General features: G+C 55.8%; 17 protein-coding genes. 10 read left to right on the top strand and 7 right to left on the bottom strand.

Annotated elements, in window-relative coordinates; genetic code table 11:
* Positions 1-107: 107 nt before the first annotated feature.
* A complete protein-coding gene (locus QSV34_RS08375; RefSeq protein WP_289153690.1) occupies positions 108-890 on the top strand; it encodes a BPSS1780 family membrane protein in 783 nt (260 codons plus the stop codon).
* Between the two features lie 125 nt (positions 891-1,015).
* Here QSV34_RS08375 and QSV34_RS08370 read toward each other — a convergent pair whose 3' ends face one another.
* The 6 genes from QSV34_RS08370 to QSV34_RS08345 all read right to left on the bottom strand — a co-directional run bounded on the left by QSV34_RS08370 (position 1,016) and on the right by QSV34_RS08345 (position 8,113).
* Complete coding sequence (locus tag QSV34_RS08370) at positions 1,016-2,323, bottom strand: DUF58 domain-containing protein (RefSeq protein ID WP_289153688.1); 1,308 nt, start codon at positions 2,321-2,323, stop codon at positions 1,016-1,018.
* A 132-nt stretch (positions 2,324-2,455) separates the two neighbouring features.
* Entirely contained in the window at positions 2,456-3,544 is a 1,089-nt protein-coding gene (locus tag QSV34_RS08365) for an AAA family ATPase (RefSeq protein ID WP_289153686.1), read from the bottom strand.
* Complete coding sequence (locus tag QSV34_RS08360; RefSeq protein WP_289153684.1) at positions 3,541-4,764, bottom strand: DUF4350 domain-containing protein; 1,224 nt, start codon at positions 4,762-4,764, stop codon at positions 3,541-3,543. The genes QSV34_RS08365 and QSV34_RS08360 overlap by 4 nt, the downstream gene beginning before the upstream one ends.
* On the bottom strand, positions 4,761-6,302 hold the full coding sequence (locus QSV34_RS08355) for a DUF4129 domain-containing protein (RefSeq protein WP_289153682.1): 1,542 nt from the start codon (positions 6,300-6,302) through the stop codon (positions 4,761-4,763). Before QSV34_RS08355 ends, QSV34_RS08360 begins: the two co-directional genes overlap by 4 nt.
* Positions 6,292-7,293: a stage II sporulation protein M gene (locus QSV34_RS08350; protein ID WP_289153680.1), complete on the bottom strand. Its 1,002-nt coding sequence runs from the start codon at positions 7,291-7,293 to the stop codon at positions 6,292-6,294. The genes QSV34_RS08355 and QSV34_RS08350 overlap by 11 nt, the downstream gene beginning before the upstream one ends.
* Positions 7,294-7,435: 142 nt before the next feature.
* Positions 7,436-8,113 carry an RDD family protein gene (locus QSV34_RS08345; RefSeq protein WP_289153679.1) on the bottom strand — a complete coding sequence of 226 codons (678 nt, stop codon included), beginning with the start codon at positions 8,111-8,113 and terminating at the stop codon, positions 7,436-7,438.
* Positions 8,114-8,271: 158 nt separating this feature from the next.
* Between QSV34_RS08345 and QSV34_RS08340 the strand changes: the two genes are divergently transcribed.
* From QSV34_RS08340 to acs, 9 genes are all read left to right on the top strand, one after another.
* The gene (locus QSV34_RS08340; RefSeq protein WP_289153677.1) at positions 8,272-8,880 is read left to right on the top strand and encodes a CDP-alcohol phosphatidyltransferase family protein; all 609 of its coding nucleotides are present in this window, start codon (positions 8,272-8,274) and stop codon (positions 8,878-8,880) included.
* Positions 8,881-9,314: 434 nt separating this feature from the next.
* On the top strand, positions 9,315-9,773 hold the full coding sequence (rpsF, locus tag QSV34_RS08335) for a 30S ribosomal protein S6 (protein WP_289153675.1): 459 nt from the start codon (positions 9,315-9,317) through the stop codon (positions 9,771-9,773).
* 3 nt (positions 9,774-9,776) lie between these two features.
* A complete protein-coding gene (rpsR, locus tag QSV34_RS08330; RefSeq protein WP_289153673.1) occupies positions 9,777-10,004 on the top strand; it encodes a 30S ribosomal protein S18 in 228 nt (75 codons plus the stop codon).
* Positions 10,005-10,045: 41 nt separating this feature from the next.
* Positions 10,046-10,858, top strand: a complete 813-nt coding sequence (locus QSV34_RS08325; RefSeq protein WP_289153670.1) for a YybS family protein — start codon at positions 10,046-10,048, stop codon at positions 10,856-10,858.
* 35 nt (positions 10,859-10,893) lie between these two features.
* Positions 10,894-11,343: a 50S ribosomal protein L9 gene (gene rplI / locus QSV34_RS08320; RefSeq protein ID WP_289153668.1), complete on the top strand. Its 450-nt coding sequence runs from the start codon at positions 10,894-10,896 to the stop codon at positions 11,341-11,343.
* A gap of 99 nt (positions 11,344-11,442) precedes the next feature.
* Positions 11,443-12,885, top strand: coding sequence for a replicative DNA helicase (dnaB, locus tag QSV34_RS08315; protein WP_289153667.1), 1,443 nt, complete (start codon positions 11,443-11,445; stop codon positions 12,883-12,885).
* Between the two features lie 173 nt (positions 12,886-13,058).
* Positions 13,059-13,907 carry a pantoate--beta-alanine ligase gene (panC, locus tag QSV34_RS08310; protein ID WP_289153666.1) on the top strand — a complete coding sequence of 283 codons (849 nt, stop codon included), beginning with the start codon at positions 13,059-13,061 and terminating at the stop codon, positions 13,905-13,907.
* Between the two features lie 173 nt (positions 13,908-14,080).
* Entirely contained in the window at positions 14,081-14,461 is a 381-nt protein-coding gene (gene panD, locus QSV34_RS08305) for an aspartate 1-decarboxylase (protein WP_289153664.1), read from the top strand.
* Between the two features lie 197 nt (positions 14,462-14,658).
* Positions 14,659-16,596 carry an acetate--CoA ligase gene (acs, locus tag QSV34_RS08300; protein ID WP_289153662.1) on the top strand — a complete coding sequence of 646 codons (1,938 nt, stop codon included), beginning with the start codon at positions 14,659-14,661 and terminating at the stop codon, positions 16,594-16,596.
* Positions 16,597-16,824: 228 nt separating this feature from the next.
* Here the strand turns inward: acs and QSV34_RS08295 are convergent, their stop codons facing one another.
* The gene (locus QSV34_RS08295; protein WP_289153661.1) at positions 16,825-17,004 is read right to left on the bottom strand and encodes a hypothetical protein; all 180 of its coding nucleotides are present in this window, start codon (positions 17,002-17,004) and stop codon (positions 16,825-16,827) included.
* Positions 17,005-17,419: the final 415 nt, after the last annotated feature.

Here is a 17,419-nt window from a genome sequence, read left to right as displayed (position 1 = left end):
CAGACTGAAAACAGTCGGTCATTGTGCGTGGGCAACTCTTTAACATCAATGGCCAAACGGTTACATTCCTTTTACTTGCATAAAGTGTGCTGCCAATGGAGTGAAGTATGAGTGAAGAAAATCCTTACCAGACCCCGGAAGCGGATGTTGTAGAGCCGCCCAGTAATGGCGAGCGCTCACTGGTGGCGCCACGAGCCTGTGCAGCGGGCAGTGGCTGGAGCTGGATCAGAGAGGCATTTTCCCTGTTTGCCCGCAGCCCAGGCATCTGGATTCTGGTATGCCTGGTATTGTTTGGTATGTCTATCGTTATTGCCTTTATTCCTTTGGGCAGCATCGCCCTCAGCCTGTTCACCTATGTGCTGGTGGCGGGCATGATGATGGGCTGCGCCGATTTGGAGAAAGGCAGCGAATTGTCAGTAGAGCACCTGTTCAGGGGCTTTAAACACGAGGGAATGGGCGCGCTGGTTATCTGCGGTGCAGTGGTGCTTGGCATCACCATTTTGCTGACGGTATTGATTATGGTCGGTATGTTTTTGTTTGCCGGTATGGCGGCCACTCTGGGCAGTATGGAACAAGACTTGTTGGCGGGCAGTATTGGTCTAGGCATTGTGCTGATGATACTCATCTTTATTGCCCTGACCCTGCCACTGGTGATGATGACCTGGTTCGCTCCGGCGTTGGTTGTGTTCCATAAACTCAGTGCCTGGGATGCCATGAAGCAGAGTTTTATGGGCTGCCTGAAAAATATTATTCCTTTCTTGATTTATGGTCTGGTGATGTTGGTACTCACGATAGTCGCCAGCATTCCCCTGGCATTGGGCTGGCTGGTGCTGGCGCCGGTGATGGTGATCACCATGTACAGTTCTTATAAGGAAATTTTTATCGAATAGCACTAACTGTCATCCTGAGCGCAGCGAAGGATCTCATAACCAGCCGAACCTGCGAGATCCTTCGCTGCGCTCAGGATGACAACAACCTCGATCTGCTCGTAGCCAGTAGCCCGCTGCCCGTAGCCTTAAAGCCTTCCCGCCCGTTTGATATCCAGATACTGATTCACCAGTTTCACCGGCAACTGTTCGGCGGTGGTGTCCATGCACAGGGCACCGCTGTGGCCCAGGGATTCGTGCAGGCTGCGGCGCCGTTGCAGGTAGTCGTAAACACTGTGGTATTGCAGGGCGCTGTCCAGGGTGTTGACGTCTTGTTCAATGGATTGCTGCAGGGCCGGTTCTTGCAAGTCCGCCAATACCACCAGGTGACGGCGGGACAACAGTTGCACCGCTGTTAGCAGCTCCTGCTGATCTTCATCACGGGTGTTGGTCATCAGAACAATCAGGCTGCGGCGACGCTGCAGTGACATCAGCCGCCGGGCGGTGCCGAGGTAATCCGCTGCATCCATGGTGGAGGGCAGGTCAAAGGTCTGGTTCAGCAGTTGATTGACCGCGCCCTGGCCTTTTTGTGGTGCACACCAGCGCTCGTCGCCAGCAAAGGAAATAAACCCCGCTGCATCCCCCTGGCGCACCGCCACGTAGGAGAGCAACAACATGGCGTTGAGTGCCTGATCCAGGTGCTCTTGGCCATTCTCTTTGTGGCGCATACGACGACCGCAATCCACCATAAACAGAATCTGCTGGTCGCGCTCGTCCTGGTATTCCCTGGAAATCACCTTGCGGTGGCGGGCGGTGGCTTTCCAGTCCACCTGCTTGAGGCTGTCACCGTCGCGGTATTCCCGCAGCTGGTGAAAGTCGTTGCCTTCGCCCCGGCGCTGGCGCCGTTTTACCCCCATCTGGCTGAGGCGATTGTCAGTGGCCAGCAGAGTGTAATGGCTGATTTCGGCAAAGTTGGGGTATACCCGCACGGTGCTTTCCAGTGGCAGCAGTAAGCGTCTGCGCCACAGGCCAAAGGGTGAAGTAATCAGCAAGTCCAGCGCGGCAAAGCGGGCATTGCCGCGCTGTTGCGGTTTTACCGGGTAGCTGATTTCCGCCATTTTATCGGTGGGCAGCGACAGCGGTTGTGGTTGTTGCCGGTACCGGAAGCTGTTGGGCACGTGGTCGTGCAGGGTCATGTGCAGCGTGCGGCGGTGGTGGTGACGCAGCCGCAGTTTGACGTCAGACCAGGAGTTAATAGGCAGGTTGTGGTTGACCTTGCGCTCTGCCTCAATCTGTTTGAGTTGGCGAACCCAGATTCCATCCAACACCAGTGCTGCGGCCAACAGGGCGGCGCAAATCACCCAGGTTTTTACCAGTGCCGGCACAAAGGCGGCGGCGACTGCCAGCAATAGCCAGGCGAGTAGCAGTATAACCAGGCGGGTGGTGGGGCGGATCACGCTGTTACCTCGCACTGCCCGCAGTCATTGCGAGTCGCGAAGCGGCGTGGCAATCCAGCGACTTTCTCAATATTAAAGACACTGGATCGCTTCGCTGCGCTCGCGATGACGGATAATCCCATGTGGCGGTCTTTAAACCCGCGGCGCATCAGTATTTTCCAGAATATCCGCCAGTACCCGGTCCGGGCTGTAGCCTTCAATTTCAAAATCCGCAGTGAGGCGAATGCGATGGCGCAGCACTGCCGGAGCCGCCTGTTTAACATCGTCTGGGGTCACAAAGTGATTGCCGCTCATCAGTGCCTGGGCGCGAGCGGCGCGCAGCAGGGAGATGCTGCCCCGTGGCCCGGCGCCAAATTCAATACCGCTCCACTCCCTGGTGGCGCGCACAATGCGCACGGCGTAATCGACTATTTGCTGATCCATTTCCAGTTCGGTGGCCAGCTGCTGAATTTCCACAACCCGCTGCGGGCTCAGCACGGTTTCGATATCGTCAATGTTGAGTGTGTCACCGGTGGCGCCCGTTGTAACCTGGCGGGCCAATGTACTTTCTTCTTCGGCGCTGGGGTAGTCAATCAGTACTTTCAGCAGGAAGCGATCCAGCTGTGCTTCCGGCAGCGGGTAGGTGCCTTCCTGTTCCACCGGGTTCTGAGTGGCCAGCACCAGGAACGGTTGTTCCAGCTTGTGGCTCTCGCCCTCGATGGTGACTTGCTGTTCCTGCATTACTTCCAGCAGTGATGACTGGGTTTTTGCCGGCGCCCGGTTGATCTCGTCCGCCAGCAGGAAGTTGCAAAATACCGGGCCGCGGCGAATACGGAATTGTTCGCTTTTCATGTCGTACATGGCGTGGCCGGTGACGTCGCTGGGCATCAGGTCGGGGGTGAACTGTACCCGACTGAATTCGCCGCCCACCGCTTTCGCCAGTGCCCGCACCAGCAGGGTTTTGCCAAGCCCCGGCACACCTTCTACCAGGGCGTGACCCGATGCCACCAGGCAAACCAGCGCCTGGTCGATCACCGCGCTCTGGCCAATGACGGCGCGGCCAATTTGCTCGCGCAGTTTGTTGAGATCGGCAATGGCATTGTTCAGCGCTTCAGCACTTATCTGACTAGAGTGGTCTTGGCTGGAACTGTTTTGGCCGGAATCGGGCTGGCTGTTTTCCGTTGCCGGGGAATGCTCTGCGGGCGACGTTTCCGTTGCTGTATCGGGCGTTTGGTCGTTCATAGCGTCTTCCGTATCTGTTGCAGTAAATGGGTCAGTTCAATAAATTCCCGCTCGCCTTGCCAGTCGTGATGCAGGGCGCGGGTGATTTGTTCGATGGTCAGGTGACATTTGTTCTCTGAACGAGAGTTGCCTGCCAGCAAGTCCGCCAGTTTGGCGCTGCGTTCCGCCACTGGCAGGTTGGCGATTTGCGGGTGCTTGCGACGCAGCAGCAGTTCGATGTCGTGGCGAGTATCGCTAAACAGTTTTTGGGCACGATCCTGACGCCAGGCGAATACAGCGCTCATTTGCAGGTGTTCGAGAATGTTGCGGCGCTCCGGGGTAACACTGGCGCGCAGCGGCCCAAAACGGTTGTACAGCCACCACAGCCAAAATAACAAAAGCACCAGCAGGGCAATAACGGCGTGGCGGCCGTGTTGCCAGATCAGTTTTGTGATTGGTTCGGCATCGACACCGCGCACCATCCACACCGTGTTCACCGACTCCACCAGCCAGCTCAACATAAAGGCGTGATCCCGCTGGTGGATGGAGGGTTCCGAGTTTTCCCAGTAGGTGTATTCTCTGGGGTTGCGCATAAATTCAAGGTCGGTGGTCATCATCACCCAGCCTTTACCGTGGGGCACTGCCAGCAGGTAGGTGCTTGTTTCGCTGGAAACGTGGTGGCTTTTGCGGTTCTCCCAATCCGGGTCGTACAGTGACAAGCCGTAATCGAATTCCGCCTCAAAGCGAGTGCCGTTTTGCAGGGTAGTGGTGACTACCTCGAAGTCTGGCCATTCCTCGCTGTCTTCCTGTTCATCGTAATCGTGCGCCCAGAGAGTCAGGCCCAGTTTGTTCAGCAGCTTGTCTGCGCCACCTGGGTCGTCATCTATCCAGGAGCGCTGCACGCTGGTGAGAATTTGGCCGCCCTGTTCCACCCAGGCGAGCAGCTCGTCCACCCGGTGATCCGGCAGGCGCCCGCCGAGGTACTCGCCAATAATAATGTCGTCAGTGGCTGGCAGTGCCTGAAAACGGTTCAGGCCGTTACTCAATTCCACCGGGTAGCCTTTGCGTTCCAGAAACAATTGGGCGGCATGGAAGGGGTTTTCCCGCACTTCTTTTGAAGGTCGTAAGCGAAACTCCTGCTCCACCAGCTCGTGGTTTTGCAGCCACCAGTAGATATAACCGCCAATGGCGACGGCAAACAGCAGTATCAATAGAACCAGGTTGCGTTTATCCGAGCTCACGAAACACTCCCGGATTCTGCTGACCTTTCATCGCGGTAGTGTTGCGCCCAGTTTTGGCACAGTTCGCGAGTGTGTTCCGCACTGGGGGGCTGGTGAGCGTAAGCCAGCAGTAGCCAGGTGTCAGTGAGTCGACGGAAGTAGCCCAACTCGCTGGCGGGGCGATGGCGCTCTGCCAGCCGCAGGCACTCGCCCTCGGTACTGCTGTCGCTGATGGGCAGCTCGCTGTGGTGCACCATATGGCTGAGGGCAGCTCGGAACAGCAGGCTGATGGCTTCGCGGATATGGTCGTTTTCCAGCAGTTTCAGGGCGCTGGCTGCAACGTCGTCCGGCAGCGATTCACGGCCCAGTTCAAGGCCGAACAAGCTGCTGGGGGGCGTTTGTTTACGGCGCTTGCCCTTGCCTGGCAGATTGAGCCAGTCCAACCAACTGGTAAAACGAATGATCAGCCAGACAATCAGTGCCACCAGCAACAGCACAATCACCACTTTCAGGAACAGCCCCAGCGCCGGCAGCACTTTTTCCAGCCATTCAAAAAAGCCGCGCAGTTTTTCAAACCAATTCCTTTCAGCTTTTGGTTTTTCTTTTTCGATGGGGCGCCATACTTCGCGGGTTTCCAATTCGCCGAATTCCGGCTGGGCGGCAATTTCTTCCGCCAGTGTTTTGTCCGCCTGCAAATCCGGGGTTTTGCTGTATTCACTGGCCGGTGCTGGCGGGGCCAGCAACGCGCCGCACAGGCAGAGTGTTAACGCCAGCGCGGCTCCGGCTTTGCCGCCATTAGCGGCGCGTTTTTGCTGGCGGTTGGCCATGCGCCGGAAGGCCAATTCAATATCCCAACCTTCCAGGCGAGTGCGGCGACTGAGGTAGAGGGCAAAACCACCGGCGATAAAAAACGGCGCCACCAGAGAGGTGGAAGTCAGCCATACCAGTGCCGCCAGCCAGTGCAGGTCTTCCCCCTGCTGCCAGGAAAGCAATCGGCTGGCGATGTTTTCCATAAACCACAGATTCAGTTCTTCCGGTAACAGCATGTAGAGCAGGGTAATTTGCGAGCCGTCCAGAGTGCGGCCAAACAGCCAACACAGCAAGCCAAACCAGATGGCGGTACCGCTGGTGCCGAGCCCCAGCACACTGAGCCGTTGGCTGCGGGCTTTGCCTTTTAAACCTTCCAGTAATGCAACTGGCTCGACAAAACTGCGGCCAGGGTGAAAGCGCCGCCACAGTATCGTCACCAGTAATTGTGGTTTTACCAGCTGCCAGTAATGGCGCAACTCTCGCCGCACTGATGGGTATTCACCAAACAGGGCGCGGCTGAGAAAGTGCAATAGCGGGCGTTCGTAAAGCGGCTGCAGCCACCAGGCGACCACCAGTGCCAGTAATACACTGTCGATCAAGCTCAGTGACAGGGCGGTGACGATGGTGGCGGGCACCAGCCATAATAGCCACAAGCGCAGAAACCACTGACGCGCCAGGCTGAAACCCAGGTCGATGGCTTCCCAATTGTTGCGCAGCCGCAGGCGGGCGGAGATTTTGTCAATTTGCACGGGCTGCCCTCGGAGTGGAACGCCCGCGCCCGGCACGCCACAGATACAGAATGGTGATTACCCACATCAAGGCAGAAAAACCGTATTTCACCGGGATGGGGATATTGGGGTTGGGCGACCAGAAGGCTTCGATAAAGGCAGCGGCAGTGGTCATTACCGCCGCACCGATCAGCAGTTGTATCGATTCCCCGGCAGCAATTTTTAAGGCGTCGATACGGCGGTAAGGGCCGGGAGATAACAGCGGTTGCCCAAGGCGCAAACCCGCGGCGGTGGCAATGGTGAGCGCGGTCAGCTCAAAGGGGCCGTGGCCGCTGACAAAGGGCCAGAACGTCTCTGTAAAACCCAGTTGGCTAAGGTGGCCGGCAACACCGCCGATGCTGAAACCGTTGAACAGGGTGATCAATACGGTGCCAATGGCCGCCAGTATGCCCAGGGCGAAGGAACGGAAGTCGATGGATACGTTATTCCATATATAGTGGCCGAGCATCATGATGTCACTGTCGGCCTTGCGTTCGGAATCCCGGCCAACCTGCTCGTTGGCCGGGTCGTACATGTATTCCATACGGGCCACAGAGCCGTCGGGCATCAGACTGTAGATCATGTCGCCGTCTTGGTAGCAGGCGATGCCAAAGAAAATCGCCGGCAAATAGAACAGTGCCGTGGCCAGCCAGAAGTGGCGGTGGTGGCGGCGCAGTTGGTTGGGGAAGGTAACCCACAAAAATTCCAGCAGGCGCCACAGCCCGGAGGATTTACTGCGGTAAAGGTGCTGGTGGCCGCGCATCACCCGCTGGTGCAATACCGCCACCAGATGGGGGCTGTAGTGACGTTGCTGGGCCAGGGCGTAGTGAGCACACAGACGCCGATAAAGGGCGGGTAACTGCTGGCGTTGTTCAAGGGGTAACTGGGGTCTGCGTTGATCCAGGTCGTCCAGCAACCGGTCGAATTGTTCCCAGCGTTCTTTATACAGTTGTTCAAAGGCCTGCTGTTTCATCTGGCGCCTTTCTTGGCAGAGGTTGTAGGGTGGATTAGCCGCAGGCGTAATCCACCAAATTTGGCGCGATAGCTCGGTGGATTACGCCTGCGGCTAATCCACCCTACGAAGTCCGTGCTAAAGATACTTTGTAGAAGCAATGCTAACCCCCTTTGCGCAACCACTGGGCATAGCCGTGCAGTGTGTTGGTGGCTTTTTCTGCAGGCGCCTGGGTCATGGGGGCAAGCAGACTCGCCAGCTCTCGGGCGCGGGCATCGGAAAAGCTGCTGCTGCGTTCGGCAAAGTTGGTAATGGCCTGCTGCTCGGTTAAATCCAGCGGGTAGGGTGGTGGTAGGGGCTTTTGCTCCGGTAAGGGTTTCTCGCTGTTTTTATCCGGTGCGTACACCACCACCGTGCCTGCTGCCAAATCCCCCAGGCGTTTGAAGTCGCGATTGAGCAGGGTGCTGAGCAGGCCAAAGCCGTAGAAAAACGGCAAGAAGTCCACCACCCGCAACAGGTTGCGCAGCAGCGAGGCGCTCCAGCTCAGCGGCGTGCCGTTGTCCTGACACACCAGCAGACCCATCACTTTTTTGCCCGGTGTGGCGCCGCGAATGGCTTCGAATACCACCGGATAAAACCATTCCAGCAAGAATGCCATCAGCAAAAAACCGCCACGACCCACCTTGCCCAGAAAAGAGAGTATCCACCAGGCAATCAGGTAGATCGCACTGCGAATCAATATGTCGATCAGCCAAGCACTGGCACGCACCGCCGGGCCGGCCAATGGTAGTTTGAGTTCGATACCTTCGGGGGTTTCGTAGTGGCGCAGAGTGTCGATCACTGACAGGGGGTTCCCAAAACAAATAGCGGCTTATTGTGTATTGGCTGGTGGATAAGGGCAAGAGGTGGTGGGTGACTTGGGATGGCTGGTGAAAAACTCGCCATCAAGTGTCGCTCAGCGCCTTCCAACGGCTCAGAAAGCCGTGGTATAACAACAACATGGACACTTTTAAAAAGGAAAGAATTTTTTCCATTCCCAATATTCTCAGCCTCAGCCGGCTATTTATGGTGCCGGTACTGTTGTGGCTGGCGTGGCTCGGTGACGGCAGTACGTTTTTGCTGTTGCTGGCGTTTTCCCTGCTCACGGATTGTTTCGATGGTTTTTTGGCCCGCAAACTGGGGCAGACCACCGAGCTGGGGGCCAAGCTGGATACCTGGGCGGACGTGCTCACCTATGGCGCTATGGCGTTTGGCCTGATGTGGGCATGGCCAGAGCAGTTCCAGAGCGAACGCTGGTTTGTGGCGCTGGCCATTGTTGCCAACCTGCCGCCGATTATTGTTTGCCTGGCGCGTTTTGGCTGCTTCCCCAGTTACCACACATGGGCCGCCAAAGGTGCGGCTTTGTTGCTGGCACCGGCGTTTTTCTGGCTGACTCTGTTTGAGGATTCCTCCTGGCCGTTTCGTGCTGTTGTGCTGCTGCACGTGTGGGTGGCCATTGAAGAAGTGCTTATTACCTTTATGCTCAAGGAGTGGCGTTGCAATATTCCCAGTGTGTTCCATCTGATGACCGAGAATCGTCGCAAGCCAGGGCCTATTCGAACCAATTGAGTCGCCACTGTTGTGTCTAAAAAAGCGCCAATCAAGGCGCGAGGAGAGTGGTTTGGTCATTCCAAATGAGCGACGAGCAACACCGAGTGGCGCTTTTTTAGCCGCAACCCGAAGGGCTGGGGCCATTTTCCCACCCAGCTGCGTTATCAGTCGCTTATGTAGAATGACTACACGGCACTCCTTCTGCCTTGCTGTGTGAAAAAATGGCTCCCAGCAGTGATGACTCAATTGGTTCGAATAGGCCCAGAGTAGGCCGTTTGCGGGAAGACTGATACCGCTCTTGGGTGCCTCTCTCTGGCGCTTGCATCTGCATTAGTACCTCACTATAATTCCGCGCCCCCAGCTTCCCAGAGGCTGGGCCTCCTTGCCGCACTACACGCCCTTTACCACGGTAAACAAGTATAGGCGGCTGTTTTAACCCGTAAGGAGTCACAATGAGACATTACGAAGTCGTGTTCATGGTCCACCCGGATCAGAGTGAACAAGTTCCGGCTATGATTGAGCGTTACACCAAGGCGATTAAAGACGCCGACGGCAGCGTTCACCGGCTGGAAGATTGGGGTCGTCGCCAACTGGCTTACCCCATCAACAAAATCCACAAAGCGCACTATGTTCTGATGAACATTGAATGCCCGCAGGAAGTGTTGGACGAAATGACCTTCAACTTCCGTTACAACGACGCGGTGCTGCGCAATTTGGTGATCAAGCGGGATCAGCCGATCACTGAAGACTCTTCCATCATGCAAGCCGAACGCGCCGAGAAAGCCGAGCGCGAGAGCCGTGAGCGTCGCCGCGAGGAGCGCCAGGCCCAGGAAGCTGCCAAGGCAGAAGCGGAAAAAGCCGCTGAGCCCGCAGCAGAAGCTGCTGAAGAAACCACCGGTGAGGGAGAGTAAGCCATGTCACGTTTTAGCCGTCGTCGCAAATTTTGCCGTTTCACCGCGGAAGGTGTTACCGAAATCGACTACAAAGATCTGGAAACCCTGAAGGCCTACGTTACTGAAACCGGTAAGATAGTACCGAGCCGTATTACCGGTACCAAGGCGAAGTACCAGCGTCAACTGGCCAGCGCTGTCAAGCGCGCCCGTTACCTGGCCCTGCTGCCTTACACAGACAGCCACAAATAAATAAGTAACTCGCAGTCGTGCGCGCCTTGGCGGAATTTGTAATGCGCGGGCGCGTACAGGCGATAGCCGCTGCGTTTGTACCTGTTATCGGCTTTTTTGTTATTGGGCTGGTAACACTGAGAAAAGGATTTCAAGAAGGCGGATTGATTCTGCTGGCTGCGTTGATTCCCTGGTTGTTTACCTTGGAATCAAAAGCCATCTTGGTATTTGTGGTTGGGTTGAGTGTGGAGATGCTGATAATTGCCAGCGCTTTACGTTTAACTCAATCCTGGCCAAAGACACTGCTGATAGCTACCGGCATCAGCTGTGTTTTTTGGTTGATGCCAAGTGCCGCAGAGGTTGTGGGGCAATACAAGCTCCATTTTGACAAAGCCTATCAAGAGATGTTGCAAGCGGAAGAGCCGGTTTTGCTCTTCACCATGCTCAGCCAATATACCTTGCTGGATCTACAGGCCGCTTTTGCGTCTGCCACCTTGGAACTGCTGGCTTTGTGTTTGTTGCTTGCGAGGTATTGTCAAGCCGCACTCTACAACCCCGGTGGGTTTCGACAGGAATTCCACCAGCTGCGATTCAGTCGCTATCAAGGGGTGTTGCTGGTAGCTGCTGTATTGCTGTGTACCTTGATGGGGCCGGGCTGGCAACTTTGGGTCAACGTGTTGGCACTGCCACTGTTGATCGCCGGTGCTGCACTGGTTCATTGGTGGGTGAGTAGCAAGCAACTGGGTGTGCAAACGCTGGTTATGTTTTACGTGGGACTGATTCTGGTGATGCCATTGTTTGTCCCCATGCTGGTGGTAATTGCTTTTACCGACAGCATTGTGGATTTGCGCCGTTACTTGGGCCGAAAGCCTTAAGGCGTGTTGAAGAGTTAATTTAAGAGGATACCGAGATGGAAGTAATCCTGCTGGAAAAAATCGGCAAACTGGGCTCCATTGGCGACAAGGTCAATGTGAAAGCCGGTTATGGTCGTAACTACCTGATCCCCAATGGCAAGGCGGTTTTCGCCACCGACGCCAACCTGGCGGAATTTGAAGCCCGTCGTGCCGAGCTGGAAAAAGCCGCTGCCGATGCACTGGCTGCCGCCGAAACGCGTGCTGCCAAGCTGGAAGATGCTGCAGTAACTATCGAAGCCAACGCTGGCGACGAAGGCAAGCTGTTTGGCTCTGTAGGCACCGACGCCATCGCCGACGCTCTGGAATCTACCGGCGCTGAAGTGGTGAAAAGCGAGGTTCGCCTGCCAGAAGGCGCTATCCGTGAAGTGGGTGAATACGAAGTAGATATTCAGCTGCACGCGGAAGTTACTGTTACCGTAAAACTGTCTGTTGTTGCCCAGGGCTAAACTGGCCTACATCGACGTTTTAATCCGTGTAACAATACGGCACTGCACAAACCACCGGGTTTGGGCAGTGCCGTTTTTGTTTTCAGGTGACCGACAAGCATGAACACAGTAGTCGATATCGAAGACGCCCGCGAAGTGCGGGGCCAGCCGCTACCGCATTCCATTGAGGCGGAGCAGGCGGTGCTTGGCGGTCTGATGATCGCCAACGAAGGCTTCGATACCGTGGCCGCGATCATTGTCGAAGAAGATTTTTACAGTCACGACCACCGGGTGATTTTCGCTGCCATGCGCCAGCTCAGCGAGCAGCAAAAGCCGCTGGACCCGGTCACCCTGTCGGAACTGCTGGATACCAACGAAGAACTCGACCAGGTAGGCGGCATGGCCTACCTGGCGGATATTGCCGCTAATACCCCAAGCTCCGCTAACCTCGCTGCCTACGCCCATATCGTTCAGGAGCGGGCCATTGTTCGCCAGCTGATCAAGGCGTCCAGCGACATCGTCAAGCGGGGTTACCAGCCCTCCGGTTGGGACAGCAGCCGCCTGCTGGCGGAAGCGGAACGCAAGCTCAACGAAATTATTGAAAATCGGCCCCGTGAGGGCGGTTTTGAAAACGTTGATAACTTGCTGAAAGAAGCCATCGGCAAGCTGGAAGAGCTGTTTAATAGCGAAGACGACATTACCGGCCTGGCTACGGGGTTTCGCAAGCTCAACGACATCACCTCCGGTTTCCAGACCTCCGACTTGATTATCGTTGCCGGGCGCCCCTCCATGGGTAAAACCACTGTCGCCATGAATATGGTGGAGCACGCCACCATGCACCAGGAACGGCCGGTACTGGTGTTCAGCCTGGAAATGCCCGCCAGCCACCTGATGACTCGTATTCTGTCGTCCATTGGCAAAATCGATTCCAAGAAAATGCGTGACGGCCAGCTGGCGGAAGACGACTGGCCGCGGCTCAATGGCGCGGTGCAGCGCATGCGCGGTCGGCCGTTGTTTATCGACGATACACCGGGCATCTCGCCCATGCAGATGAAAAACCGCATCCGCGACCAGGTGCGCAGCCAGCGGGAGTTGCTGAAAAAACAGCAACCGGACTGGGATACCGAAAAGCTCGATCGGGAAAGCATGCCCGCGCTGATTATGGTGGACTACATCCAGCTGATGAGTGGCAGCGTGCCCGCGGAAAGCCGAACTCAGGAAGTGTCGCAAATATCCCGGGAACTGAAAGGCATCGCCCGGGAATTCAAATGCCCACTGATTGCCCTTTCCCAGCTCAGCCGGAACGTGGAACAGCGTCCCAACAAACGCCCGGTAAACTCCGACCTGCGGGAATCCGGTGCCATCGAGCAAGACGCCGACATCATTATGTTTGTCTACCGGGACGAGGTGTACAACGAAGACTCCCCGGACAAAGGCATTGGCGAACTGATTATCGGCAAACACCGCAACGGCGAACTGGGTACCGTGCGCTTGGCCTTCCTGGGTAAATACACCCGCTTTGAAGATTTGGCGGAAGATTATTTTTCTGCTGAAGAATATTAACTGCTCGTCATCCTCGCGCAGGCGGGGATCCATACATCTGACGAAGTAGCAAGATGGATTCCCGTCTACGCGGGAATGACGCAAGCTCCGAACCAAAGCGTGCGACATCTGACGTCAGACGTGCGGCCGCTCAATAAACCCTAGATACTTCCAGTTAACCAACAAAACCCGTTATGAAACTATTCCACACCGTACAAGGCATCCGCGACGCGGTATCCGCCAGCCGCCGCGACGGCAAACGCATTGGCTTTGTGCCCACCATGGGCAACCTCCACGAGGGCCACCTGCAGTTGGTGCGTCTGGCGCGGGAAACCTGCGATGTGGTGGTGGTGAGTATTTTCGTTAATCCCCTGCAGTTTGGCCTTAACGAAGACTGGGAGACTTACCCCCGCACCCTGCAAAGCGATGCCGAAAAGCTGGAATCGGTAGGCTGTGACTACCTGTTCCATCCCACCGAAGGTGAAATTTACCCCAATGGCATGGCGGACCAAACACGCGTAGTGGTGCCCACCATGACCGATATACTCTGCGGTGCCAGCCGCCCCGGTCACTTTGAAGGGGTAACTACGGTGGTCTCGAAGCTGTTTCATATTGTTCAGCCGGACGAAGCGGTATTCGGCATCAAGGATTATCAGCAACTGGCGGTAATTCGCCGCATGACCGAAGACTTGTGCATTCCGGTGGAGGTGATTGCCGCGCCCATCGCCCGTGATCACGATGGCCTGGCATTGAGCTCCCGCAACAGCTTTATCAGCGAAGATGAACGCCCTAAAGCGGATGTGTTGTACCGCACCTTGTGCTGGGTAAAAGAGCAGATCACAGCTGGCGAGCGGGATTTTATGCGCTTGCAGGATGAGGCCAATCAACGCATTGAAGCCGAGGGCTTCAGGCCGGACTACCTGGAAATCTGCCACGCCAAAACCCTGGAGCCTGCTGCCTGTGACGATACGGAAATCGTGGTACTTGGCGCTATGTACGCTCGCAATGCACGGTTGATTGATAATGTGACAGTCAGCCTTTAATTAAAGGCTGACTGTCATCCTGAGGTCACGAAGTGACCGCGAGGATCTCACAACTATCACGCTCTGAGATCCTCACGCGGCTGCGCCGCTCAGGATGACAGGCTTCAATCGGGGTGGCGCTGTAAAATTACGACGCTATAATGTCGCCCCCTTGAGAACACCGGATACACCCAATGCAAAGCAAGATGTTGAAGTGCAAACTGCACATGGCCACAGTCACCCAGGCGGAACTCTGGTACGACGGCTCCTGTGCCATCGACCAGGAGCTGGTAAAGCTGGCTGGTCTGCGCGAGTTTGAATACATCGAAATCTACAACGTCAGCAATGGCGAGCGCTTTGCCACCTATGTGATTCTGGCAGAGCCGGGTTCCAAAACAATCTCCCTAAACGGCGCCGCCGCCCGCAAGGTACAGCTGGGTGACCGCATCATCATTGCCGCCTACGGCCACTACGAAGAAGCCGAGTTGGCCAACTTCAAGCCGCGCCTGATTTACCTGGATGAACTCAACAACGTCGAGCGTACCGCCAATACCATTCCGGTACAGGTGGCATAAGCTCGTCCGTCATTGCGATCCGTGTAGGTCGGGCTTTAGCCCGACAGATATACGCATTACTTGTCGGCCTGAAGGCCGACCTACAGAGCTTCGATCCTAATTCTTAGACATAGGTCGAAACAGCGGCAAATTCGTTTACTTGTCGTTCGTACCTGAGTATCTTGCTCCCTTTGTGATTGCCAATACAGGGAGCCACCATGCACGAATTCCCCACTCACCCGGTCAGTGAAACCTGGCAACAGCGCGCCCATATTGACGACGCTACCTACCAGGCCATGTACCGCCAATCTCTGGATGACCCAGACACTTTCTGGAGTGAACAGGCCAAACAATTTCTGCAGTGGCATCAGCCCTGGCAGACGGTAAGCCAGTACGATTTGCCGAAAGGGGAAGCTAAGTGGTTTGACGGTGGCAAGCTCAATGTGGCCAGCAATTGCATCGACCGTCATCTGAACGAGCGCGGCGACCAGACGGCGATTATCTGGGAAGGGGACGACCCGGCCGACAGCAAACACATCACCTATCTGGAACTGCACCAACAGGTGTGCCGCCTGGCCAATGTGCTCAAAGATCGTGGTGTGAAAAAAGGCGACCGGGTGTGCATCTATATGCCTATGATTCCAGAGGCCGCCTACGCCATGCTGGCTTGTGCCCGCATTGGTGCCGTGCACTCGGTGGTGTTTGGTGGCTTTTCGCCAGAGGCGCTGAAAGACCGTATTCTCGATTCCGACTGCCGCTTGGTGATCACCGCCGACGAAGGCGTGCGCGGTGGTAAAGCGATTCCCCTGAAAGCCAACACCGACGTAGCCCTGGCTAACTGTCCGAATGTACACAGCTGCGTGGTAGTGAAACGCACAGGTGGCGACATTGCCTGGAACGAAGACAGAGACATCTGGTACCACGAAGCCACCGAAAAGGTGGATGCCCACTGCCCGCCAGAAGTGATGGATTCCGAAGACCCGCTGTTTATCCTTTACACCTCCGGCTCCACCGGCAAACCCAAGGGCGTGCTGCACACCACCGGCGGCTATCTGCTGCAGGCCGCCATGACCCACAAATACGCATTCGACCACCAGGAGGGTGATGTTTACTGGTGCACTGCCGATGTGGGCTGGGTTACCGGCCACAGCTACATCGTTTACGGGCCGTTGTGTAACGGTGCCCAAACCCTGATGTTCGAAGGCGTACCCACCTACCCGGATGCCTCTCGCTTCTGGCAAGTGATCGACAAACATCAGGTCAATACTTTTTATACCGCACCCACCGCCATCCGCGCTCTGCAAGGTGCCGGTGATGACTTTGTCACCAAAACCAGCCGCAGCTCCTTGAAACTGCTGGGCACTGTGGGTGAGCCCATCAACCCGGAAGCCTGGGAGTGGTACCACAAGGTGGTGGGTGACGAGCGCTGCCCCATTGTTGATACCTGGTGGCAGACCGAAACCGGCGCCCATATGCTCACCCCGCTGCCCGGTGCTACCCCGTTAAAACCGGGTTCAGCCACCCGGCCATTCTTTGGTGTAGAGCCGGTAATACTGGATGAAAATGGCAACGAGTTGGAAGGTGCTGCCGAGGGCATTCTCGCCATTAAACGTTCCTGGCCCAGCCAGATTCGCACCGTCTATGGCGATCACCAGCGCCTGATCGACACTTACTTCTCCACCTTCCCCGGCTATTACTTTACCGGCGACGGCGCCCGCCGCGACGAAGACGGCTACTACTGGATTACCGGCCGGGTCGACGATGTACTCAACGTATCCGGCCACCGCATGGGCACCGCCGAAGTGGAAAGTGCTCTGGTACTGCACGACGATATCGCCGAAGCCGCTGTGGTGGGCTACAACCACGACATTAAAGGGCAGGGAATTTATGCTTATGTAACGCCAATGACTGGCGTAGAACCCAGCGAAGAACTGCGCAAACAATTAACAGCGTTGTGCGTGCAAGAAATCGGCCCCATCGCTAAACCAGATATTATCCAGTGGGCGCCGGGCCTGCCAAAAACCCGCTCCGGCAAAATCATGCGCCGGATATTGCGCAAGATCGCCGGTAATGAAATTGACAGTTTGGGAGATACCTCAACCCTGGCTGATCCGTCGGTGGTGGAGCAGCTGATTGAGAATCGGCATAACCGGTAGCGTTTTTGTAAGGCGTGGAGGCCAATTCAAAGTGCTGAGTGTTTTGCTGACAGGTCGCACGTCGCATGTCTGACGTCGCACGCTAAAACCTGGAACTTCGTCATCCCCGCGAAAGCGGGGATCCATGCATCTGACGAGGCGTTCCATGGATTCCCGCATTTGCGAAAATGGCGATGATTCGAGATAAAACTTGTTATCTAGGGCAGTCCCTAACTTATTTAACAAACGTTAGGGATCATTCTCTTTAAACTCAGCAATGATCTCGCCAGTTGATAAATCTTTTATCCAAACACTTGATTCTTCCTTGCTAAGTGAGCCATTGATCTCATAGGTGCGTCCCGCTTCTGGTTTGAATTTTATATCCCCTTCGATTCTTAGGTCTGCTTCTATAATGCCACGGCCATCCATAGCCCAGACATGTGAGCCAACTATTGTATAAATATGCTCTTCAGCGGCGATAGAATATGGCGAATCAATGATGGTTAGATTATTTCCCTTTCCATATGAAGCTCCAAATGATTTGGATGCGGAGACATTAACCGTCAGCTAACGACCGCTCAAGATGTGGTTTATTGAGCGCTTACTTCTCAACACCAACTTCTAGCACGCATCAAACTCCTTTCTACTGTTAACGCCTTTAGCATGGGTCGGAGCTGCGAAGCAGCGGAGGTCCAGCCTGAGGGGCGAACATGCCTAAACTTGTATGATTGAAATTCCATTATTTCGTTATTGATTCTCAAGCGATAAGGTGAGGCCCAAGCCTGCGCACCAGGCTTTCAGCGTGGCAGCTCGATGCCGACTTGGTGCAGACAATGTCTAGCCC

Origin of the sequence: Porticoccus sp. W117, from assembly GCF_030341905.1 — a bacterium.
Lineage (GTDB): Bacteria > Pseudomonadota > Gammaproteobacteria > Pseudomonadales > Porticoccaceae > SCSIO-12696.
Note: the sequence above shows the minus strand (reverse complement) of the source record. Positions and strands in the feature narration are given on the sequence as shown.

What these genes read in the sequence shown, in the direction of transcription:
- QSV34_RS08375 (WP_289153690.1), top strand. Translation starts at nt 108, where the DNA reads ATGAGTGAAGAAAATCCTTACCAGACCCCGGAAGCGGATGTTGTAGAG.
- QSV34_RS08365 (WP_289153686.1), bottom strand. Translation starts at nt 3,544, where the DNA reads ATGAACGACCAAACGCCCGATACAGCAACGGAAACGTCGCCCGCAGAG.
- QSV34_RS08350 (WP_289153680.1), bottom strand. Translation starts at nt 7,293, where the DNA reads ATGAAACAGCAGGCCTTTGAACAACTGTATAAAGAACGCTGGGAACAA.
- QSV34_RS08340 (WP_289153677.1), top strand. Translation starts at nt 8,272, where the DNA reads ATGGACACTTTTAAAAAGGAAAGAATTTTTTCCATTCCCAATATTCTC.
- rpsF (WP_289153675.1), top strand. Translation starts at nt 9,315, where the DNA reads ATGAGACATTACGAAGTCGTGTTCATGGTCCACCCGGATCAGAGTGAA.
- rpsR (WP_289153673.1), top strand. Translation starts at nt 9,777, where the DNA reads ATGTCACGTTTTAGCCGTCGTCGCAAATTTTGCCGTTTCACCGCGGAA.
- QSV34_RS08325 (WP_289153670.1), top strand. Translation starts at nt 10,046, where the DNA reads ATGCGCGGGCGCGTACAGGCGATAGCCGCTGCGTTTGTACCTGTTATC.
- rplI (WP_289153668.1), top strand. Translation starts at nt 10,894, where the DNA reads ATGGAAGTAATCCTGCTGGAAAAAATCGGCAAACTGGGCTCCATTGGC.
- dnaB (WP_289153667.1), top strand. Translation starts at nt 11,443, where the DNA reads ATGAACACAGTAGTCGATATCGAAGACGCCCGCGAAGTGCGGGGCCAG.
- panC (WP_289153666.1), top strand. Translation starts at nt 13,059, where the DNA reads ATGAAACTATTCCACACCGTACAAGGCATCCGCGACGCGGTATCCGCC.
- panD (WP_289153664.1), top strand. Translation starts at nt 14,081, where the DNA reads ATGCAAAGCAAGATGTTGAAGTGCAAACTGCACATGGCCACAGTCACC.
- acs (WP_289153662.1), top strand. Translation starts at nt 14,659, where the DNA reads ATGCACGAATTCCCCACTCACCCGGTCAGTGAAACCTGGCAACAGCGC.
- QSV34_RS08295 (WP_289153661.1), bottom strand. Translation starts at nt 17,004, where the DNA reads ATGGATGGCCGTGGCATTATAGAAGCAGACCTAAGAATCGAAGGGGAT.